The following is a 21,062-nucleotide window of genomic DNA, read 5'->3' as shown; positions in this document are numbered from 1 at the left end:
TCTTCTTCCTCCTAGATGATTAAATATTTCTGCTGAATTTGCTTAAAAATCGGGCGGGGTACTCATCGGGCAGTGCGCTCACTTCATCCAGTCGTTGACGCAGCTCAAACGGCAATCTCCAGCCGACCGAGCCCATATTCTCCTCGAACTGCTCGAACGTACTCGCACCAAAGATCGGAGATGTTATGCAAGGCTGCTCCAGCAGCCAATTCAGCGATACCTGTGCCGGGGTTTTGCCCGTTTCTTCGGCTACCTGAAGTACGGCTTCTAAAATCGCAAAGTTCTTATCTAAAGCTCGGTTCTCCCAACTGCTTTCTCCAGATTTCGCTGTGCCGAGACGACCCTCGCTTGGCGCTTTGCCCTGGCGGTATTTTCCCGTCAAGAATCCACCGCCCAGCGGTGCCCATGGAATAATTCCGACCTTCTCCTCCGCGCAAAGCGAGACGAGCTCGCGCTCCGCTTCCCTATTGATTAGACTGTACTGCTGCTGCAAGGAAATATACCTGGAGTATCCTCTGAATTCGCTGATACCGAGACTTTTCATCAGCTGCCATGACAAATAGTTAGAGCATCCGATGTAACGCACTTTCCCTGAGGAAATCAAATCATCCAAGGCACGCAGCGTCTCTTCAACTGGAGTATCCGCATCCCACACATGAATTTGATAAAGATCGATGTAATCCGTCCCCAGCCTTTTTAGACTGGCGTCAACACCGTCCATGATCCGCTTGCGCGAAGCGCCAAACCCGTTAACGTCAGGTGATGTCCGCATACGAACCTTGGTAGCTAAAATAACTTCCGAGCGTCGGTCTTTAATATGCTTGCCTACGATCTCTTCGGAGCGCCCTTCGGTATACACATCGGCCGTATCAATAAAGTTCCCCCCCTGATCGAGAAAAGCATGGATCATTTTGGCCGATTCCGCTTCATCCGTTTGACCACCAAAGGTCATACTCCCCAAACATAGCCGCGACACAGCTAAACCGCTTCTGCCAAGATATGCGTATTCCATCATTTTGAACCTCCTTGCTCATATGTAAAGCCGACCAATGGCCGGCCTATTTATTTATCCACCACTTCAATGGATTCAAGCTGCTGGCGGAAATTTCTTCTTATGTTCTGAAGATAGGTCTCACGCAGTTGCGCACGTTCCAGCATCTCATCCTCTGTCAGCCCTTCGGCCTTATTCTTACGTGCTAATTCATTAATACGTTTAACCATTGCATCTATATCCATATTGTCCTCCTGATGATTTAATCATGATACCTCTAATGCAAATACCAGCCAAGACGCTATGAAAGCAGCAGTATCGCGCAAGGCATTCATCCTTACATTGACATGACAAACAGAGCTTGTCAAGACAGCAAACCCAGATTTGATTTCTATTGGATAAGGGCGACAAACGCGACATTACAGGGTGATAAATGGCGATCTTGCCAATACAGCATCTTCTTCAAGAATAAGTGTTAAGACAATTGTAGTCAAACAGTACAATCTGCCTTCCTGCAGGGCACCGTTAACATGTTAATTCGCTACGCTTGCTACCGCAATGATTGTAGTACAGCAAAAAAAAGGAACTGCAGAGATCCCTGTGGTTCCTTCTTTCATAAATTAAACTTGGATTTAGGTAGATTGAAAATACCGATCATTTCATAGGCATAATCAGAATATCCCCAGGTTGAATATTGCTGCCTTTTAGATTATTTGCTCTCTTTATAGCATCGACATAGATTCTCGTATCCATGTTACCTGGTTTATGAGTAACAGCAAGCTTCCATAGTGAATCCTCGCGTTTAACCACAACGGTTTCTACCTTCTCATTGGCATGACCAGGAGACGAGGCTACCACCGTAACCATCCCGGCCCATGCAATCACCACTAGCAGAATAAATAGGATTGCTTTAATTAAACTTGTTTTGGAGAAAATATTCGGCATAAAGTTAGTAAGACCTTCATTCCAGCGGGAAAAGATTGTTCGCAGCGCACCTTGATCCCGTGAATCTGATTTACGATCATAAATACTTTGATATGTACTATATCTCAACATAATAATATCACTCCAAACAAATGTTCTTATGATTCGAAATTATATTAACACGAACACTTGTTTGATTCAATAGTTTTTTTAGAACAATTGTTCCCCTATTTTTATAGCAGTTATAACATCTTTTAAATCTAATACAGACTAATTCATATACGTACCTTATAAATATAGTTATCTTATAATCTTCATTTCGACTCACATTATTTAGAACTCATGTTTGTGCGAACGGAAGTTCTATGTTATAATTTTTCCAAACGTTACTAAATGGGGTTGATGGATGATGTCGAAAGTTTCTAGCCGTCAGCAAGCTATTCTTGAATTTATACGCTCTGAAGTAAGATTGAAAGGTTACCCGCCTTCCGTACGCGAAATCGGCGAAGCCGTCGGACTAGCTTCCAGTTCCACTGTACACGGACATCTGGATCGGCTAGAGAAGAAAGGATTTATCCGGCGTGATCCTACGAAGCCTAGAGCGATCGAATTGCTTGGACAAGAAGATTCAGAGAATCTCGGTCTGTTTGCACATTCCGTAGCACGCGTTCCTGTCATTGGCAAAGTGACTGCCGGAGTTCCGATAACAGCTACGGAGAACATTGAGGATTATTTCCCACTTCCACAGCAATATGCGGGAGATGGTGAAATTTTTATGTTATCCGTCGTTGGCGACAGCATGATTGAAGCAGGGATTCATAGCGGAGACTATGTTATTGTACGTAAACAACAAACAGCCAACAACGGTGAGATCGTCGTTGCCATGACCGAAGACGACGAAGCGACAATAAAGACGTTCTACAAGGAGAAGGATCATATCCGTCTTCAGCCTGAGAATCCGACGATGGAGCCGCTGCGTTTAAAGCATGTAACGATATTGGGCAAAGTTGTCGGCCTGTTCCGCGATCTACACTAAAATTGCAATGAAGAAAGGGCATACCCCGAAAGGTACGCCCTTTTTTTCAAACTATAAACTTAACTATTTGCGCAAAAAGTGTAAATAAGCTTCATTAAAAGCCTCTAGTTCATCATAAAACACCCCATGCCCGCTCCTCTCAAATCGGTAGAGCTCAGATTGTGGAATTCCCCGATGTAATACCTCTGCCGATGCAAAAGGAACGTATTGATCATGTGCTCCATGGAATAGTCCTGTCGGAACCGTAATTCGATTCAGATCAGGCCGCAAGTCTTCATCCCGCAAAGAAAACAAGCATTGAATTGTGCCATGACCGGATGCCGCTAGTCCTAAATCTTGAAACCAATCCCGAAAGGCCGGAGTAATTTTGCTATAAAAAAATTTCTCCCCGAACTCCGCCACCATCTGTGGACGATTCCTATAGGTTTGATTAATGAGTGCATTTATATCTTCAACGGGAAGTCCATAGGGATAATTCTTCGATTTTGAAAATCGCGGGGCGGCCGCTGAAATCAGCACTAACTTGCACACCCCGTAGCCTGCATAACGAGCCATATATCGAATGGCAATCGCTCCGCCGATCGAAAACCCGGTAAGTATAAATGAGTTGAGCCCAAGTGATGCCACGACAGCGCGCACATCGTCGGCAAGTCTGTTGTAATCATACCCCATCCACGGGCGATCCGATTTCCCGAACCCGCGTAAATCTATACCTATACAGCGGTACCCATATTTAGGGAGAATATTCCACTGATATTCAAACATTTTATGATTGACCGGCCAGCCATGGATAAACAGAATCGGTATACTTCCGGGACCGGGATTAACATCTTCGACAAATATTTTTACCCCTTGTTCTACCTCGATATAGCACATCGTATCTACTCCCTTCTAAACGCGGTAAATGAGAACGCATATATTATAGAAGGTATGCAGTAAATCTGTGCTTTATATCGGGTACAGCTCCTGCTGATCGCCTATTTCTTTTCTGCAATCCTTACACAATCCGGCAACCTGGCCCCAATCATTCGAATAAAAAATGAGCTCCTTAGCTCTATTACACTTAGAGCACTTCTGATTGCCTGGAGCAATAATGTCCGAATCGATTGAGGAGCGCCGTTTTTTAGAAAATTGGATGACATTACTTTTCTGACTCACAGAATATCTCGACCTCATTACGGCGATAACGATCCATACTGCGCTCATAAGTATTAATAGAATAAATACAATTAACCACAATGTCATAAGTGATATCTCCTAAATAATTAATTGAATTCTGTTTCTAACAAGGCTATCACAGTCACATACTACTCTTTTGAGCTTAACGAGATAAGTTGCCGTTGTAAACACCAGAAAGCCCTGAAGCTTTTGCCCCAAGGCTATTGTAAGTGATTTTCTTTAAGATAAATGGTGCAGAAAATCTCATACTTTCTATTAGGAGAAAACATGCCGTTCTTAACACATTAGTGTGCTTTTTCCTTCGTAAAGCTGCCCCCCATAACATCGGACACGGTCTCGATCGCAATAAATGCTCCAGGATCAATTTCTCGAACGACCGTTTTCAACATGGACAACTCCAGCCGACTGACGACGCAATAAATGACTTGCATCTCCTCCTTGCTCATCCCGCCTCTGGCATAAAGGTATGTTGTACTTCTACCCAAATTTCTCATAATCGCTTCCGCAACTTCCTCATATTGCTTTGTAATGATCGTTACGGACTTCGATTCATCCAGGCCTTCTACAATAATATCCATTATTTTAGATGCAATAAAGTATGTAAAAATCGAATACATCGCGGAATCCCAACCAAGCAAGAAGCCAGCAACGATAAAAATAACAATGTTAATAACGAGAATGATCTGCCCCACAGAAACATTTACTTTCTTCGAGAATAAAATAGCTACAATCTCCGCTCCATCCGTCGTTCCTCCAAGCCTTAGCACTAAACCGACACCTCCACCAAGAAGCAAGGCACCAAATAGTACGGCAAGTAATTTATCATGCGTAAAAGCCTCAACATGATGCAAAAACCCCGAAGTCAAAGAGAGCACCGCGATACCGTAAAGAGAAGAGAACGCGAATTTCTTACCTACCTGTTTATATGCGACAAAAACAAAAGGAAGATTTATCACAAATAGGAATATCCCTAACGGAATACCGGTAATATTCGTTAACATCAGCGATATCCCCGTTATTCCGCCATCAATAATCGCATTAGGTACCAGAAATAGTTCCAAGCCTACCCCGGCAATCATTGCTCCTAAGGTAATAAAAAATATCTTTGAAATAAATGCTACCGGTTTGCTTACTTTCGATTTTTTAATACTTGCTCTACTTGCACTTGTCTTACTTTCTACCATCATTTCAACCCTTCCATCAAATTTGACATATACATAATTTAATGAAAATTGAAATGAAAATCAAATTGTTATTAGGTAACAACAATAGAAGACCTCAGATCTCTCCCCATTAGAGAAACCCAAGGTCTTAAGCTATCAATATATTAATTTAGCTCCGATACGAAATTATTTCACGCCCTTGCGGCGATTGGAAATGTCCAGCCAGACCGCGAAGACGAGGATGGAACCCTTAACGACATATTGCCAGAACGATTCCAGCCCCATTAGCGACATACCGTTGTCGAGCGAGGTCATAACCAGGGCGCCGATCAGGGCGCCGATGACGGTGCCCGCGCCACCCATTAACGAGGTGCCGCCAATAACGCATGCGGCAATAGCGTCCATCTCGGCCATCGTCCCTGCGGTAATTGTCGCTGAAGCCAGACGAGACGTTAAGACGATGGCAGCGATCGAGCTGAGTAGGCCGCTGAGGAGGAAGATCAGCATCGTCTTCTTATGGATGTTAATTCCAGATAACCGAGCCGCCTCCTTATTTCCGCCAATCGCATAGATATGACGTCCAAAGGTCGTCTTCGTAGAAAGAAAATAGAAGATAACGGCCAGTGCGATAACAAAGATGATCGGGAACGGAATACCCTTATAGTTGTTCATTATAAGCACAAATGAGATGATCAGCAGCGAGATCACAGCAATTTTAATCATATCCACACCAAGCGAAGCAACCTCAAATCCATACTTTTGCCGGGAACGACGCTTTCTTATAGCACTCCATATGAACAACCCAATGGCGATAGCAGCGATAATAATCCCGAATCCTTTGGCAAAGTACGCATTACCCAGCATGGCCAGCACGGGATCGGATACCGGGATTGTCATCGATTCGGTAACGCCCATCAGAACACCCCGGAACACCATCATCCCGCCGAGAGTAACGATAAAAGCAGGAATCATTTTATAAGCGACAAGCCAGCCCTGCACCAATCCCAGCACAGCTCCAGCTGCCAATGTGCCAACGATGACAATAATCGGCGGAAGCCCCATCCAGTTACTCAGAATGGCCGCAATACCCCCCGTCAGCCCGACAATCGAACCGACTGACAAGTCGATATGGCCGGCGACGATAACCAGCACCATACCTATAGCCAGAATTGAGGTGACTGACATTTGCGTAAACAAGTTAGAAAGATTACGTGCGGTCAAAAACGTAGGATCTAATATACCGAACAGAACCCAAATCAACACCAGCGCCCCAACCATCGTATAGGCACGTACGTCCATTTTTCCGAATAAACTGCCCCAAAGCGACGTTTTCGTTACGGAAGCATTTTGCTTTTGAAGTTCGTTTTGCAGCATCGTTATTTCCCTCCCGTTGCGGCTTGCATAATATTCTCCTGCGTCGCTTCGCGCCAATCAAACTCACGCACGAACTTCCCTTCGCTCATGACCAAAATCCGGTCACTCATACCAAGCACTTCTGGAAGCTCCGAGGAAATCATAATAATAGCTACGCCTTGCTCAACCAACTGATTCATCAAATGATATATTTCATACTTCGCTCCAACGTCGATTCCCCGGGTGGGTTCATCCATAATCAGAATCTTCGGATCGGACATTAGCCACTTACTGATGACAACCTTCTGCTGATTCCCGCCAGACAACGTGCCGACCTCCGTTTCAAGCGATGCTGTTTTGGTCTTTAAATCCTGCACATAACGCATTCCCCACTTAATCTCTTCATTCTCGTTGATGACACCAAGCCTCGATACCTTGCTCATCGTCGCCATCGTCGTGTTGGTCTTCACATCCATGTTCATTACAAGCCCTTGACGCTTCCGATCCTCGCTGACCAAAGCGATACCTGCTTCGATCGCGTTAGCCACTGAACGAATTCGTACCGGCATGCCCTCGATTATTACCTCGCCCTCGGCGTGTCCTTCATAAGCGCCAAACAGGCTGCTTACCAGCTCAGTACGACCTGCTCCCATCAATCCCGCGATCCCTAAAATTTCTCCCTTGCGTAAATTGAAATTTACAGCCTTGATCACTTTCTGATCCCGTTTTTCGGGATGCCATACATTATAGTTCTTTGCCTCAAACACGATCTCCCCAGGCGTATGCTCTACCCTTGGGTAGCGTTCCATCAACTCACGGCCCACCATGAGCGACACAACATGGTCATCGTTCGTTTCATGGCGATCCAGCGTCGCTACGGTCTTCCCGTCGCGCAGCACCGTAATCGAATCCGCGAGCTCGAACACCTCCGGCATTTTATGCGAAATATATATACAGGAAACTCCTTCGCTGCGAAGTTGATTCAGAATTTTCATCAGAATGGCGACTTCACCTTCGGTCAGTGCCGCCGTCGGTTCGTCCAGGATCAGGATTTGCGTATGCTTGGACAGCGCTTTGGCGATTTCCACGAGCTGCTGTTGACCGATGCCCATGCTGCCGATTTTTGTGTGCGGTGAAATGTTCAGCCCCACTCTTTTCAGCCACAGAGCAGCATTGTGATACAACTCATCCCAGCGGATGACACCGCGCGCTTGCGGCTCCGAGCCAAGAAAAATATTCTCGCCTACCGTCATATCTTTCACGAGTGCCAGTTCCTGATGGATTATCGTAATGCCCGCCTTTTCCGCATCCACAATATTATGAAACTCTTTCTTCTCACCGCCGATGAGCAGCTCACCACTGTAAGTTCCTGCTGGATACAGACCGCTCAGCACTTTCATCAGCGTGGACTTGCCCGCCCCGTTCTCGCCACATAAAGCATGAATTTCGCCCTTCTGCAACTTGAAGTTCACCTGATCCAGCGCCTTGACGCCTGGAAATTCCTTGCTGATATTCACCATTTCTAATACGTTCATAAGCTTCTATCTCCTTATAACGCCGTGTTATCGTAGAGGGACAGGACAGCTGAAGCTCCCTGCCGCGCATTACCAGCTTCACCTGCCCCGCTGATCCCTTCCTGGAATTACTTGGTTAAAGCTTACTACTGCGGCCATTGATCTTTAGGAACGTTTTTGTATACATCCTCCAGTTTGTGGAATCCGTCTTCGATCAAAATAGATAGCTCATCCTTGCTGACCGGAATCGGATCGAGCAATACGGATGGAACATCAATTTTTCCATTGTACACCGTCGTGTCCGTCGAAATGTCTTCCCCCTTGGCCGCCGCCATAGCCATTTCTGCCGCCTTCGTGGCAATCGATTTAATCGGTTTATACACCGTCATTTGCTGCGTGCCTTCCGCAATCCGCTGTACCGCGGCCAAATCTGCATCCTGACCGGATACCGGAATTTGTCCGGCCATGCCTTGTGAAGTCAGAGCCTGAATCGCTCCGCCAGCCGTACCGTCATTCGCTGCCACTACGCCCTGCACGTCATTCTTTACGGCGGTCAGCGCATTCTCCATATTCTTTAAAGCCTCTTCCGGCTTCCAGTCTTTAGAGAACTGGTCATACACAATTTTAATATCGCCTTTCTCTTCTAGCGGCTTCAAAATGTTCATTGCCCCCGTCTTGAACATATGCGCGTTGTTGTCCGTATCAGCTCCACCGATGTAGACGATATTACCTGTCGGCGCTTGGTCAATGATGGCCTGAGCTTGAAGTTCCCCAACACGGACATTGTCAAAAGAAATATAGTAATCCACTTCCGCATTGTTAATCAAGCGATCGTAAGCGATAACCTTGATGCCTTCTTTATGCGCCTTCTCCACAATCGGCGCGGTCGCTTCTGCATTGTGCGCGATAACGACAAGCACGTCAACTCCTTGAGAAATCAGCTGCTCCGCCTGGTTAAGCTGTGTGGCATCATCCCCGTTCGCAGCCAGCACCTTCACATCACCGCCGAGTTCCTTGACTTTGGCTGAGAAAATATCCCGATCCTTCTGCCAGCGCTCCTCCTTCAGCGTGTCCATCGACAGCCCAATGACAATCTTGCCGTCGTCTTTGCCTGCGGCTGCATTTCCTGTACCTTCGTTATTCTTTGTGTTGGCACTGCCATCCGACACGACGCCGCAGCCTGTAAGAGAGATTGCCAACAAAATGGCCGCTAGACCCATCCGTAAAAATTGAATATAATTTCTCACTCTTCCTTCGCCCCTTTTCACTCGATTTAATAAATGATTGCGCTTACACTGAAATCTTAACACCGGAGTAGAAACCGTGGTCCAGCGATCACCTGCACTTCCTTGCACTTAACCTGCAATTGCTTGCTGCGGTATGTAATGAAATTCATAATGCATGTTTTTCATAGCACAATATGGTTCTAAACACAAAAAAGTCCTTGTCGATCAACAAGGACTTCGTTTCTCCAGTTGCTGGCGATACTCGCTAGGTGTCATACCCAACACCTTTTTAAAAACTCGGCTAAAATAATTCGGGTCGTTATATCCTACTTCAAAGCAAATCTCCTTCAAGCTAAGACGCTGTTCTTGAATTAGCCTCTTAGATTCCTCCATCCGCAGCCGGGTCACGTAATCAATAAAATTTTCACCTGTATACTGCTTAAATAGTTTACTGAAATAATGAGGACTCAGATTAACGAACTCGGCACTTTCTTCCATCGAGATATCCTCTTTGTACTTCTGACCGATATAAAGCAGTGCCCGCTGTAGCACATGTGAACGGCTGCGCTCCTGATCTTCCTTCATGGCATCTGCAATCCTATCCAACCACAATTGCGCACTATGGCGAAGTGCCTCCATATCCTCAAGCCCGCTTAGCAATGAGATCCATTCGACCCCGCCTCGGGACTGCGTTCCCCGGCATAAATACAGGAGAAGTCCAATCACTTCTGCCCGCAGATGCGTCAGCTGGACAGGCTCACTCCTTTGCATAAGCCGCTCCCAAAGCGCGGTAAACCGGTTCAATGCCTCCTGCTTATCCTGACGCAGCAGCGCATCCAGCAGTTTCTTCTCTTCATCGGACGTTATCATCGCCTGCCCTGAGCTCATCGTAATATCGTCATAATGCCTTACGTTAACAGTATTTTGGTCATCCGCGCACACCCGAGCTGCTTCTCGATAAGAACGGCTCATTCCGTCCCAGCCCTCCCGGATTGAACCAATACCGACAGAAAGCCTGTAGCCAAACCGCTCTTCCACGAATTCCTTAATACGCTTGCCCCAGTCTAATGAATTCACACGCTGTGAATAACCTGACTGCCCTGGCGAAAAAGGGATGAACAACACTATCTGATGGCCAACCATGGGACTGACGAGGCAGGTAAGAATCGGCTTGACAAACTGTTTAATAGCCTCATAAACCTCTTTTTTGACTAACTGAAATCCTTCCCACTCTTCAGCCGCATCCCGAGCAAGCGATAGCACCATCGCATATCCCTTCTGCCAATTCAAATCGAGCAGTTTGGCCAGCTGTGAAACCTCTACCTCCTGCACGCATTCCAGCATCAGCATAAGGGACAGCTCATTCTCCGCTAGTGGGATTAACTGCGACAGCTTCTCCTTCATTTTTAGCTGTTCGTTTCTTTCCCGCCGTGTTTGCTCTGTCTCATCAATCAACTTCCTCAGCACATCTAACATTTCTTCCCGCTTGGCCGGCTTGAGCAAATAGTCGCTAACCCCTAAGGTCAGACTCTCCTTGGCATAAGTGAAATAATCATGTGCTGTAATCATCACAATTCTAGTCATCGGATATATCGCCGAAATTTCGCGTACTGCCTCCAGCCCTTGAATACCTGGCATTTTAATATCCATAAAAATAAAATCAGGTCTCGCTTCCTCAGCTAGTTGAATCGCCCGTCTTCCATTCTCCGCATGGAGAAACGTAAAGGTGTCCGGCATCATATGCCTGATCATAAGCTCCAGTCCTTCACGTTCAAGAGCTTCATCGTCCGCTATAAGCAAGGTATACATTTTGACATACCCCCATTTTTCCACACTTATTCCTGCATAAAAATGCAATTAAACGAGACAAATTAAGCTGCACCATACCTCCGAAAAGATGCCACTTCACTTCATTAAGCGACCGTACGAAACGGCAAGGTGAACATGACCGTAGTTCCCCCTCCCTCTCTACTGTCGATCTCAATGCGCTCCTGCCCGTCAAAGAACAAATGCAGCCTTTTGAACACATTATGTGTGCCTAAACCGGTGGATTGTCCCTTCCTCCCCCCATAACGCGGCGAATTATCACGGATCGATTGAAGTAGCACATTCGCCGTCTCCCTGCTCATTCCCACGCCATTATCCCGAATCTCGATCACCACGCCAGCTTCCGAGTAGCTGATCCCGAGCTTCAGCAGGGCCCCGGACTCCATCTGCTCAATCCCATGAACGAATGCATTTTCCAAAATCGGCTGCAATGTCAGGCACGGAATCATACAGTCCAGTGCTCGTTCGTCAATATCCATCACAAATTCGATCCTGTCACGGAATCTCGCCTTCTGGATCTTCATATACTCGCTTACATGCTCTACCTCCTCGCGAAGCGGCACCGCCTGATCAAGCTTCTGCAAATTATACCGAAGCAGGCGCGAGACGGACACGGCAAGATCGCTCGTTCTCGTAGCCCCTTCAATGTAGGCAAGCTTGGAAATCGAATTTAATGTGTTGAACAAAAAATGCGGATTGATTTGGCTTTGCAGCGTCTTCAACTCCAGCTCCTTCACGAGGCGATCCTTCTCCAAGCTGTCCATATTTTCAGCCATCAGCCGTTGAATGTTATCGATCATCCCATTAAAAGCTCGGCACAGAATGCTAATTTCATCATGGTTGTCCCTCTCCGGCGCCTTCGTATCCATCCGCCCTTTTGAAATTTGTTTGGCCGTGGACACAAGGCGGCGGATCGGCCCGGTAATACTCTCCGAAAGCCAGAGCGCTAACAGAATACTGAGTGCCGCCACGGTAATTACAAGCAGAATACCAAGCGTATTTAATCGCTCTGAGGTAAACATCATTTCCTGGTAAATCGGCTTATACTGTTCCAGTTCAAGATCAACAAGCGCTTGAGCCTCCTCGCGGATGAATCGCTCCGTCTTCTCAGCTTCGATATACTGCCCGGCCATAATGCCCGAATCATGCACATCGATTTGCACGATCATCCCTTCGGCCTGCTCGATAAATGTATCAATAATATTGCGATAATTGACCAGCGGCAAATCGCTTGGTCCAATTGTTGCCAAACTATCCAGCTCGACTCTCAGCTCCTTGACGGCGTTCAGATGCTTGATCACTTCAGGCATGCTCTCTGCATCCATTTGCATAATATAGCGGTTCAGCGACCGCATATTTTCACCGACCTCATAAGATACCTCTTTATATAATAAAATACGGTTCATCATTAAATGATAGCTTTCCTGCACGGTTTTACCGCTCTCGAACAGGAAGAAAGAAACCGAGCTCAGCAAAATTACGAGTAGCGGAATAAAGATAAACAGTTTCCTCCGTATTGTCACAGGCTCTCTCCCTCCTGCACATTACTTCCATCTAGCACCTTGACCTCTGTATAGTATGCAGGAAGCAGCCGCTCCCCCTGAAAGTGATCATAAAGCAGCTTGACCGCCGTCCTGCCCATTAAATAGGGTTGTTGCGCCACCGTAGCTTGAATCTCGCCGTTGCGAATTGCGGCCAGCGTCTCCTTCTGATTGTCAAAGCCTATAATCGTAAGTTCATCGCGTTTCAAACTTTTGGCGGCTTGCAGCATCCCGAGCGCATCCGTTGCACTAGTGCCGACCATAATGCTGATCTCCGGATGATTGCGCAGCATCTCAGACGCCTGCTGGATTGCCTCCATATGCGAAATATTGGAGCTGCGTACCGCGACAATTTCGAGTCTGCTATACTGGTCCACTACCTGCCTCAGCCCATCCAGGCGCTGCAGCTGACTCTCGGCAAGCTCGCTGCCGATAATAACACCAATTTTTCCCGATCCGCCTGTCGTTTTCACCACAAGGCGTCCCAGCCTCTCGCCAGCGGCCACATTATCTGTGCCGACATACGCAAGCCGCTTACTCTCCGGCGCATCCGTATCGATCGTCACAACCGGAACACCGCGCGCTACCGCTTTATCAATGAGCGGCGTGAATTTCTCCTCATTCAATCCTTGCACAATAATCGCATCTACCCGAGCGGCGATCGCTTTCTCCAGCAAATTAAGCTGCTCATCCATGTTATTCCGGACGGCTCCGGCAAATTCGATGTCGATGGCATACTCTTCCGCTGCCTGTTCTGCGCCCTTCTCCACCATTTCCCAATACGGATGATAGCGTTCCTGCTCGATCAGCACAATGTGATAACGCTTCGTCCCATTGCCCTCATGCCCTTGGAGCTCCTTTACAATCCTGCTCATTTTACCGGAATGGTGCGCAAATCCGACAAACAGATATGTAAGTATCCCAATCAAGACCGCTGCGGCGGCCAACCACTTTTTGTCCATCCCCATTCACCTCAATAATTATCCTAACCGTAATTGTAAGCGCTAGCAACGAAAATCCTGCCAGCAGCATAAAGCACAAAGTAAGCACCGTCCAATCAATTTAATTCCCTGAATCATAAATTGTAACTGAAAAGGAGGTGATAGTTATGTCCTCAAGTAAAAAAGTATGCGTCATAAAACTTCGCCCCGGTCAGAAAGCGTTGGTTATTGCAAAGCATAAGAAAAAAAAACATCGTCGTCATCATTGGTAATAAGTTAGGAAAAGACGCTCATTGAGCGTCTTTTATTTCTTTATTGTATTAAGCTGTGTCTTCGTGGAACGTAACTTACCTGTATGCCATCTATTTTATAAAAAAAATCCCCCGACGCTCAAAGCGCCAGAGGATTCCTCGATTAATACAATCTCATATAATGGTCACGTTCCCACTCGTGAACCTGGGTGCGGTACATGTCCCACTCGATTTCTTTCAGCTCGTATAAGTGCGTGCGGGCGTGCTCGCCGAGCGCATCAGAAATAACTTCACTGTTAACCATTTCATTTAAAGCTTCCTTAAGGTCTGATGGCAGGCTTGGAATGCCTTCTTCGATCAGCTCTTCCTCTGACATCACATAGATGTTGCGGTCAACCGGAGCGACAAGCTCCAGCTCATTCTTAATACCGTCAAGACCTGCTCTGAGCATTACTGCCAAGGCCAAATATGGATTAGCCGCCGGATCCGGGTTACGAACCTCTACGCGAGTGCTCAATCCACGGGAAGCGGGGATACGAATCATCGGGCTGCGGTTACTGGATGACCACGCTACATAGCAAGGCGCTTCATATCCGGGTACGAGTCGTTTGTAGGAGTTAACGGTCGGATTCGTTACAGCTGCAAATGCACGAGCATGCTTAAGGATACCAGCCATGTAGTGACGAGCGTCCTTACTTAGACCAAGCTCATCACTTTCGTCATAAAAAGCATTCACTTTCCCTTTGAATAGGGATTGATGGCAGTGCATTCCGGAGCCGCTCACACCATACAACGGTTTAGGCATGAAGGTCGCATGCAAACCATGCTGACGAGCGATTGTCTTAACGACGAGCTTGAATGTTTGAATTTGGTCAGCCGCCTTAATAGCATCGGCATATTTAAAATCAATCTCGTGTTGACCTGGAGCTACTTCGTGGTGGGACGCTTCGATTTCAAAGCCCATTTCTTCGAGGGTAAGGACGATTTCACGACGGCAGTTCTCCCCTAGATCCGTTGGAGCGAGGTCGAAATAACCGCCTTGGTCATTCAGTTCCATCGTGGGGTTGCCTTTTTCATCGGTTTTAAAGAGGAAAAATTCAGGTTCTGGACCTACATTCATTGCGGTATATCCCATTTCTTCCGCTTCTTTCAGCGCGCGCTTCAATATGTTGCGCGGGTCTCCGCCGAATGGTGTGCCATCCGTCATGTAAACATCACAGATAAGCCGTGCCACACGATCCTCGGCTACCCATGGGAAAATAACCCAAGTATCCAGATCCGGGTACAGATACATATCGGATTCTTCGATGCGAACATATCCTTCAATAGAAGATCCGTCGAACATCATTTTGTTATCAAGCGCTTTTTCCAATTGACTGACAGGAATTTCTACGTTCTTGATCGTTCCGAGCAAATCAGTAAATTGCAAACGGATAAATCGCACATTCTCTTCTTTGGCAATGCGTAAAATGTCTTCTTTGGAATAACTCAAGCTCTCTCTCTCCTATCGATTTCTAGATTTTGAAAAAGCGGGATAACTCTCCTTGGATCAGTGATACCTGACCCATTCTGTTCCCAGTTACCAGCTCCTGCTTCAGCCGGCGATAAAGCTCTGAATCCGTCAGCTCCTTACGTTTCTGTTCGGTATCTGCATTCATTTCCGTTGCTTCCTGAGATTCTTTAACTGCGGGCGCCAAAGCCTCTTTGATTCCTGCCATGTTGGCGCCTCTGTCGATCAGTTTCTTTATCTCAAGTAATCGCTCAACATCATTGTACGAAAATAGACGCTGGTTCCCCGAGGTACGGGCCGGCCTGATCAGCTGATGCTGCTCATAATAGCGTATCTGCCGAGCCGATAAATCGGTAAGTTTCATGACGATACCGATCGGAAACAAAGCCATGTTTCTGCGAATCTCCTCACTCACCGCTCTCAACCTTCCGCATATATTTCACGAAAATATTCTATGTCAGATAACCTGACATGTCAACAGGCATGTCAGGTATTCTCACAATAAATTCCGATCCTTCATCGTTTGCAAGGCTGTTAATAAACCGAACTTGACGTGTGAGTAGGTTAATCCGCCCTGCATATAGGCGATGTAAGGCTCGCGCACAGGAGCATCAGCGGACAATTCCAGACTTCCTCCCTGAATGAATGTACCTGCAGCCATAATAACCGGATGCTCATACCCCGGCATCTCCCAAGCCTCTGGCACAACGTAACCGTCCACGGCGGCAGCGCGCTGTATCCCTTGCACAAATGCGATCAGTTGCTCCGGACAGCTGAAAGCAATCGCCTGAATCAAATCGGTACGATCTGCATTCCAGCGCGGACGGCTTTCGAATCCGGCGCGCTCAAGCACGGCGGCAGCCAGAATACTTCCTTTTACCGCTTGTCCTACCGTCGTCGGGGCGAGGAACAACCCCTGATAAATCCCTCTCGTCGTTCCCAGCATCGCTCCTACTTCCCCGCCAATACCCGGCGCAGTCAATCGATAGGATGCAAGCTCTACCAAATCGGCACGGCCACAAATATACCCGCCTGTCTCTGCTAATCCCCCGCCCGGATTCTTTATTAAAGATCCAGCCATCAAATCAACACCAACCTGCGTCGGCTCCAGCTCTTCAGCAAATTCACCATAGCAATTGTCAACGAACACGATGCAACCCGGCTGCATTTCCTTTACCCTGCGAACCATCTCGCCGATCTGAGCAATCGTAAAAGAATCGCGCCAGTCGTAGCCACGCGATCTTTGAATCCCAATCACTTTCGTGCGCTCATTCAGCTTAGCAGCCACACCATCCCAATCAATCTCACCGTTCTCTAACAACGCAACCTCGTCATAGCGAATTCCAAAATCCTGCAGTGAACCCGTGCCATCTCCCGGCTCGCCGATGACTTTATGAAGGGTGTCGTACGGCGTTCCAGATATGTAAAGCAGTTCATCTCCCGGACGAAGCACACCAAACAGCGCCGTGGCAATCGTATGTGTGCCAGACGCAAAATGCGGACGCACCAGGGCCGCCTCGGCGCCGAATACATCGGCATACACAAGATCAAGCACTTCACGTCCGCGATCATTATAGCCATATCCGGTAGAGCCTGCAAAATGATAATCACTTACTTGATGCCGTTGGAAGGCTTCAATCACCTTCCACTGATTCTGATCGACAATGCGATCGATTACTCGGAATTGCTCAGCTACCTGCTGCTCCGCATCTTCTAACCATGCTACGATTTCTTCTGCAAAAACTGCCATATTGTCAAAACTCTCCTCTGCCCATGCTTTCAAAATACATTTACATCTAAAATTTCGTATCTATCAATCTTCAATGCTCTGTTTGCAAAAAAACACTTAGCCGACTTGCTCACTCGCTGCTCTGCTCAGACTCACTCCTAAATTGAACGAGCTCAGAGCCATATTTCTCGTAATCCTTCTGATGAAGGACTACACGATAAACAATCACGTCGTCCTCGATACTCCGTTCTATCACATTCCCCACCCTATAGAGCAATGAAGCGAGGTCCCCGCGAAAAGCGGGTATACTGAAGGAATACGTGCCTCCAGCCAAATGCTGCTGTACGGCTTCCCGTATACGCAGCAAGTCCCCTTCATCGAAAGCACTCACCTTCAAATATCCCTTCCCGGACGGAAGCATTTCAAGACGCTCCGGCGAACACATGTCCTTCTTGTTAAACAGCACGATTTGCGGCGTGCCTCCGGCCCCAAGCTGATCCAGGATGCGATCGACAACGTGCATCTGATCTTCCCGCATCGGTGAAGATGCATCAACTACATGCAGGATCAGATCAGCTTCGTTCGCCTCCTCCAGCGTAGCACGGAAGGCCGCTATTAAATCATGCGGCAAATTTTGTATAAAGCCAACGGTATCGGTCACAATCACTTCTTTGCCGCTTGGCAGCTCCATCGAGCGGGTTGTCGGATCAAGCGTGGCAAACAATTGATTCTCAATGTATACGTCTGCCGAAGTCAGCGCCTTCAGCAGTGTGGATTTGCCTGCGTTCGTATAGCCGACAAGCGCTAAATGAACGACACCGGTCTCCTTGCGCCGCTCCCGATGCAGCTTGCGATGGCGCGTCACTTCCTCAAGCTGACGCTTCAGCTCCCCGATACGCCGCCGAATATGCCGGCGATCCGTCTCCAGCTTGCTCTCGCCCGGTCCGCGTGTACCGATTCCGCCTCCCAGCCTGGACAAATTTTTGCCATGGCCAGATAAACGCGGTAACAAATAAGTAAGCTGAGCGAGCTCTACCTGGATGATTCCTTCACGTGTCTTAGCGCGCTGAGCAAAAATATCCAGAATCAACTGGGTCCGGTCAATAATTTTCACATCCAAAATATCTTCAAGATTACGAACCTGAGCCCCTGACAACTCCTGATCAAAGATGACCGTATTTGCATCGTAATCCTGGATAGCTTCATGCAGTTCATCGACCTTCCCTTTACCGATAAACCATTTCGAATCAGGCTTATCCCGATTTTGGATCAGCGTATCCACCACTTCTACGCCTGCAGTCAAGGCGAGCTGCACCAGTTCATCCATAGAATAGGCGGGATCAATCCCGCCTCCTTTAACTTCCAGGGTATTCAAACTAACTAGAATTGCCCGATCAGGGATTTCCGTATTTGTCTCATACAGCGAGTTTGTCATCTATCTTTCGCTCCTTATAGGCGCCGTTCTTCCTTCAGATCCAGCTTCAAATCCTCCTGCCGCAGCGTCATTAACTCCAGCTTGCCCGGCGAGCCACTGTTGCCGCTAAACTGCGTCAGCAGACGAACCGCTTGACTCCGTATTGAACGTTCAATGACGTTGCGGACATATCTGGCATTGCTAAAGGCATGCTCACCCTCACACTTTTCCCGCAGCAAATGCTGCTTTAATTTGAGTATCGCCTGCGGCATCAGAATATAGTCCCGTTCCTTGGCCATTCCCTCCGAGATTTGAATTAACTGATCGACAGTATAGTCTGGAAAATCAATCACGATCGGAAAGCGCGAGGGCATGCCGGGATTGCATTGCAGAAAAAAATCCATTTCGTCAGAATATCCGGCGAGAATAAGGATAAACTGATTTTTCTGATCCTCCATCGCTTTGACGAGCGTGTCGATCGCTTCCTTGCCGAAGTCCTTCTCTCCACCCCGTGCGAGGCTATAGGCTTCGTCGATAAACAGGATGCCACCGAGCGCTTTTTTCACCAAATCTCTAGTCTTCTGAGCCGTATGGCCAATATATTCCCCAACCAAGTCCGCACGTTCAACTTCGATCAAATGCCCTTTATTGAGCACGCCGAGACGCTGGAACATCTTCGCGACAATTCTAGCCACCGTCGTCTTGCCCGTTCCCGGATTTCCTTTAAACACCATATGGTACACTTGGGGATTCGACAACAATCCCGCCTCAGAACGCATATCCGTGATTTGCAACAGTGCGTATATTTCATACATTAAGTCTTTGATATGATGAAGGCCTATGAGCTGATCTAGTTCTTTCTGTATCTCTGCGAATACACCTTGCTGAGGGATTGCTTTGGCCGTTGACTGCAAATCCGCGTCAGGAACGCTCTGCGTTACGACAGGGGGCTCGGGATTTCGGAGAATTACATTGATTTGTCTGGATGGCCTCTCTTCGGAAGATCCGCTTCTGGCCATAACATGCCCTGGCATCGTAGAATCACCTCTTCGTATAAGGGGTAGAATCACTCTCTTCTTCCAGTGTATTCTCTCTTCCGAGCCTTTATTAGAAGACTATAAATCCAGCCCTAGCGCCAGGCCAGCCTGAACCAATTTCCATTTCGTATACGCCAGTACTTCCCGCATTGTATTCGGAATGGGCTTAAGCACCTTCGATTTTGTCAGGGACAGCTTCGGATGCCGATAGTCCAATGCTTCAGCGATTTCAAGCGCCCGGTTCCCATGATAAGTATGAGTCATTATTAGCGCAGAGGTAAGCCCCTGCTCCTTCATTATTTCTTGACTGAATTTTAAGTTCTCATACGTGCTTGTCGCCTTGTTCTCTAGCAGCATAGCCTCGCGCGGCACACCATGCTCTTCTAAATAGTTGGCCATCCCTTCGGCTTCTGTATATTTGTAGCCTTCTTGATCCAGGCCTCCTGTAAGCAGAAATATCTTAAATTTTCCAGCCTGATACTGCTCCAGACTATGGCGAAGCCGTTCTTCGAGTCCAGGACTCGGCCGATCCCCCCACATGGATGCCCCCAAGACAATGCCAACATCCGCTGCGGGCATATCTTTTATTGCAACTGCGGGACTTCGCTCCACACTGCCGATCTGTGCCAGCACATACAAAAACCAGCCGATACCGAGCAGGATGAGCACAAGTCCAAAGCGTAACCAACGGATGTACAGCGGTCGCAATTTGCGCCTACCCTGCTCCATGCTGAAATAGGTGGTCTTGTTTGACCTTTTGCCAAAATGAAACATATTAACCTCCTGGCCGAAACGACTTAGAATCCATAAAGCCGCTGCGGAAATGCTCCAGAGACATGTTGAAATAAGGAAATTCCTGCTGATTTATCGCGTGGAGCACAGCCTTTGCCGTCTCTATCGCCATGTCGTAGTCTTTCACTGTAATGTGGCCTTTCGTCAACGCTTCATCCAATTCATCCTCGTCCATCAAGAACACTTCCCCGTTCTTGAGCACAACGATATCCAAATACAAATCATCGAACCAGGGCACACCTTGATCGGTAATGCCTTGATTTTTGCACACATCGATATACCACTCTACAATATCGCCCTGATCATCGAACATGGCTGTGACGACATAGTGCTGTCCTTTCGGATAATACTGAAGCCAGGTATAACCTTTGTCCGCAATGCGAAATGTGTGGCCGCCATAAGTCTTCCACAGAGGATCTCGCAGTGCGAAAATCGTGTACAACGTAACATAGCCTGTAAATTTATCGCTTTCCACATACTTGGATTTAAAATGACGCTGAGTAATGCGCCGCCAGTTCGCTCGGTCTCCAAATTTTCGCTTCATGGTATAAACCCTTTCAACACAATGTAATTTCAGCTTACCATATTTGAAAGAGAGTCACAAAACCGAAATTTAAGCAGCTAAACTTTATTA

The 21,062-nt window shown here is 47.3% G+C and carries 20 protein-coding genes; 1 reads left to right on the top strand and 19 read right to left on the bottom strand.

Features of this window, described 5'->3' with window-relative positions:
* Nucleotides 1-19: 19 nt before the first annotated feature.
* The 3 genes from EIM92_RS15415 to EIM92_RS15405 all read right to left on the bottom strand — a co-directional run bounded on the left by EIM92_RS15415 (nt 20) and on the right by EIM92_RS15405 (nt 2,047).
* Complete coding sequence (locus EIM92_RS15415; RefSeq protein ID WP_125085217.1) at nt 20-1,012, bottom strand: aldo/keto reductase; 993 nt, start codon at nt 1,010-1,012, stop codon at nt 20-22.
* A 50-nt stretch (nt 1,013-1,062) separates the two neighbouring features.
* Entirely contained in the window at nt 1,063-1,236 is a 174-nt protein-coding gene (locus EIM92_RS15410; protein ID WP_125083397.1) for a DUF896 domain-containing protein, read from the bottom strand.
* Between the two features lie 409 nt (nt 1,237-1,645).
* A complete protein-coding gene (locus EIM92_RS15405; protein ID WP_125083396.1) occupies nt 1,646-2,047 on the bottom strand; it encodes a LysM peptidoglycan-binding domain-containing protein in 402 nt (133 codons plus the stop codon).
* 277 nt (nt 2,048-2,324) lie between these two features.
* On the opposite strand from EIM92_RS15405, the gene lexA reads away from it, so the two are divergent.
* Nucleotides 2,325-2,951: a transcriptional repressor LexA gene (gene lexA / locus EIM92_RS15400; RefSeq protein ID WP_125085216.1), complete on the top strand. Its 627-nt coding sequence runs from the start codon at nt 2,325-2,327 to the stop codon at nt 2,949-2,951.
* 63 nt (nt 2,952-3,014) lie between these two features.
* Here lexA and EIM92_RS15395 read toward each other — a convergent pair whose 3' ends face one another.
* The 16 genes from EIM92_RS15395 to EIM92_RS15320 all read right to left on the bottom strand — a co-directional run bounded on the left by EIM92_RS15395 (nt 3,015) and on the right by EIM92_RS15320 (nt 20,972).
* On the bottom strand, nt 3,015-3,827 hold the full coding sequence (locus tag EIM92_RS15395; RefSeq protein WP_125083395.1) for an alpha/beta fold hydrolase: 813 nt from the start codon (nt 3,825-3,827) through the stop codon (nt 3,015-3,017).
* A 72-nt stretch (nt 3,828-3,899) separates the two neighbouring features.
* Entirely contained in the window at nt 3,900-4,196 is a 297-nt protein-coding gene (locus EIM92_RS15390; RefSeq protein WP_125083394.1) for a hypothetical protein, read from the bottom strand.
* Nucleotides 4,197-4,414: 218 nt separating this feature from the next.
* The gene (locus EIM92_RS15385; RefSeq protein ID WP_246020999.1) at nt 4,415-5,317 is read right to left on the bottom strand and encodes a YitT family protein; all 903 of its coding nucleotides are present in this window, start codon (nt 5,315-5,317) and stop codon (nt 4,415-4,417) included.
* 162 nt (nt 5,318-5,479) lie between these two features.
* Nucleotides 5,480-6,667: a sugar ABC transporter permease gene (locus tag EIM92_RS15380; RefSeq protein WP_125083393.1), complete on the bottom strand. Its 1,188-nt coding sequence runs from the start codon at nt 6,665-6,667 to the stop codon at nt 5,480-5,482.
* A 2-nt stretch (nt 6,668-6,669) separates the two neighbouring features.
* Nucleotides 6,670-8,181, bottom strand: a complete 1,512-nt coding sequence (locus tag EIM92_RS15375) for a xylose ABC transporter ATP-binding protein (protein ID WP_125083392.1) — start codon at nt 8,179-8,181, stop codon at nt 6,670-6,672.
* A gap of 125 nt (nt 8,182-8,306) precedes the next feature.
* The gene (gene xylF, locus EIM92_RS15370; RefSeq protein ID WP_125085214.1) at nt 8,307-9,380 is read right to left on the bottom strand and encodes a D-xylose ABC transporter substrate-binding protein; all 1,074 of its coding nucleotides are present in this window, start codon (nt 9,378-9,380) and stop codon (nt 8,307-8,309) included.
* A 231-nt stretch (nt 9,381-9,611) separates the two neighbouring features.
* Nucleotides 9,612-11,219 carry a helix-turn-helix domain-containing protein gene (locus EIM92_RS15365; protein WP_246020997.1) on the bottom strand — a complete coding sequence of 536 codons (1,608 nt, stop codon included), beginning with the start codon at nt 11,217-11,219 and terminating at the stop codon, nt 9,612-9,614.
* A gap of 80 nt (nt 11,220-11,299) precedes the next feature.
* Entirely contained in the window at nt 11,300-12,736 is a 1,437-nt protein-coding gene (locus EIM92_RS15360; protein WP_125083391.1) for a sensor histidine kinase, read from the bottom strand.
* Nucleotides 12,733-13,716 carry a sugar-binding protein gene (locus tag EIM92_RS15355; RefSeq protein ID WP_125083390.1) on the bottom strand — a complete coding sequence of 328 codons (984 nt, stop codon included), beginning with the start codon at nt 13,714-13,716 and terminating at the stop codon, nt 12,733-12,735. The genes EIM92_RS15360 and EIM92_RS15355 overlap by 4 nt, the downstream gene beginning before the upstream one ends.
* 393 nt (nt 13,717-14,109) lie before the next feature.
* Nucleotides 14,110-15,438, bottom strand: coding sequence for a type I glutamate--ammonia ligase (gene glnA / locus EIM92_RS15350; RefSeq protein WP_125083389.1), 1,329 nt, complete (start codon nt 15,436-15,438; stop codon nt 14,110-14,112).
* Between the two features lie 22 nt (nt 15,439-15,460).
* Nucleotides 15,461-15,871, bottom strand: a complete 411-nt coding sequence (locus EIM92_RS15345; protein WP_125083388.1) for a MerR family transcriptional regulator — start codon at nt 15,869-15,871, stop codon at nt 15,461-15,463.
* An 81-nt stretch (nt 15,872-15,952) separates the two neighbouring features.
* Nucleotides 15,953-17,206 (bottom strand): methionine gamma-lyase family protein, encoded by a 1,254-nt coding sequence (locus tag EIM92_RS15340; protein WP_125083387.1) that lies wholly within the window; start codon nt 17,204-17,206, stop codon nt 15,953-15,955.
* A 109-nt stretch (nt 17,207-17,315) separates the two neighbouring features.
* Nucleotides 17,316-18,620, bottom strand: coding sequence for a GTPase HflX (gene hflX, locus EIM92_RS15335; protein WP_125083386.1), 1,305 nt, complete (start codon nt 18,618-18,620; stop codon nt 17,316-17,318).
* A gap of 14 nt (nt 18,621-18,634) precedes the next feature.
* A complete protein-coding gene (locus tag EIM92_RS15330) occupies nt 18,635-19,633 on the bottom strand; it encodes an AAA family ATPase (RefSeq protein WP_125083385.1) in 999 nt (332 codons plus the stop codon).
* Nucleotides 19,634-19,714: 81 nt separating this feature from the next.
* Nucleotides 19,715-20,410: a YdcF family protein gene (locus EIM92_RS15325; protein ID WP_246020995.1), complete on the bottom strand. Its 696-nt coding sequence runs from the start codon at nt 20,408-20,410 to the stop codon at nt 19,715-19,717.
* A 1-nt stretch (nt 20,411) separates the two neighbouring features.
* Entirely contained in the window at nt 20,412-20,972 is a 561-nt protein-coding gene (locus tag EIM92_RS15320) for a ribonuclease FAU-1 family protein (RefSeq protein WP_125083384.1), read from the bottom strand.
* Nucleotides 20,973-21,062 lie beyond the last annotated feature (90 nt).

Origin of the sequence: Paenibacillus lentus, assembly GCF_003931855.1 — a bacterium.
GTDB classification, from domain to species: domain Bacteria; phylum Bacillota; class Bacilli; order Paenibacillales; family Paenibacillaceae; genus Fontibacillus; species Fontibacillus lentus.
The sequence above is the reverse complement of the archived record's forward strand: the minus strand, read 5'-3'. Positions and strand labels throughout refer to the sequence as shown.

Bases quoted from the DNA above. Each gene is read 5' to 3' on its own strand.
- EIM92_RS15410 (WP_125083397.1), bottom strand. From the start codon at position 1,236: ATGGATATAGATGCAATGGTTAAACGTATTAATGAATTAGCACGTAAG.
- EIM92_RS15325 (WP_246020995.1), bottom strand. From the start codon at position 20,410: ATGTTTCATTTTGGCAAAAGGTCAAACAAGACCACCTATTTCAGCATG.
- EIM92_RS15415 (WP_125085217.1), bottom strand. From the start codon at position 1,012: ATGGAATACGCATATCTTGGCAGAAGCGGTTTAGCTGTGTCGCGGCTA.
- EIM92_RS15330 (WP_125083385.1), bottom strand. From the start codon at position 19,633: ATGCCAGGGCATGTTATGGCCAGAAGCGGATCTTCCGAAGAGAGGCCA.
- lexA (WP_125085216.1), top strand. From the start codon at position 2,325: ATGTCGAAAGTTTCTAGCCGTCAGCAAGCTATTCTTGAATTTATACGC.
- xylF (WP_125085214.1), bottom strand. From the start codon at position 9,380: ATGGGTCTAGCGGCCATTTTGTTGGCAATCTCTCTTACAGGCTGCGGC.
- EIM92_RS15390 (WP_125083394.1), bottom strand. From the start codon at position 4,196: ATGACATTGTGGTTAATTGTATTTATTCTATTAATACTTATGAGCGCA.
- EIM92_RS15385 (WP_246020999.1), bottom strand. From the start codon at position 5,317: ATGATGGTAGAAAGTAAGACAAGTGCAAGTAGAGCAAGTATTAAAAAA.
- EIM92_RS15380 (WP_125083393.1), bottom strand. From the start codon at position 6,667: ATGCTGCAAAACGAACTTCAAAAGCAAAATGCTTCCGTAACGAAAACG.
- EIM92_RS15340 (WP_125083387.1), bottom strand. From the start codon at position 17,206: ATGGCAGTTTTTGCAGAAGAAATCGTAGCATGGTTAGAAGATGCGGAG.
- EIM92_RS15375 (WP_125083392.1), bottom strand. From the start codon at position 8,181: ATGAACGTATTAGAAATGGTGAATATCAGCAAGGAATTTCCAGGCGTC.
- EIM92_RS15405 (WP_125083396.1), bottom strand. From the start codon at position 2,047: ATGTTGAGATATAGTACATATCAAAGTATTTATGATCGTAAATCAGAT.
- EIM92_RS15395 (WP_125083395.1), bottom strand. From the start codon at position 3,827: ATGTGCTATATCGAGGTAGAACAAGGGGTAAAAATATTTGTCGAAGAT.
- EIM92_RS15355 (WP_125083390.1), bottom strand. From the start codon at position 13,716: ATGGACAAAAAGTGGTTGGCCGCCGCAGCGGTCTTGATTGGGATACTT.
- hflX (WP_125083386.1), bottom strand. From the start codon at position 18,620: ATGACAAACTCGCTGTATGAGACAAATACGGAAATCCCTGATCGGGCA.
- EIM92_RS15320 (WP_125083384.1), bottom strand. From the start codon at position 20,972: ATGAAGCGAAAATTTGGAGACCGAGCGAACTGGCGGCGCATTACTCAG.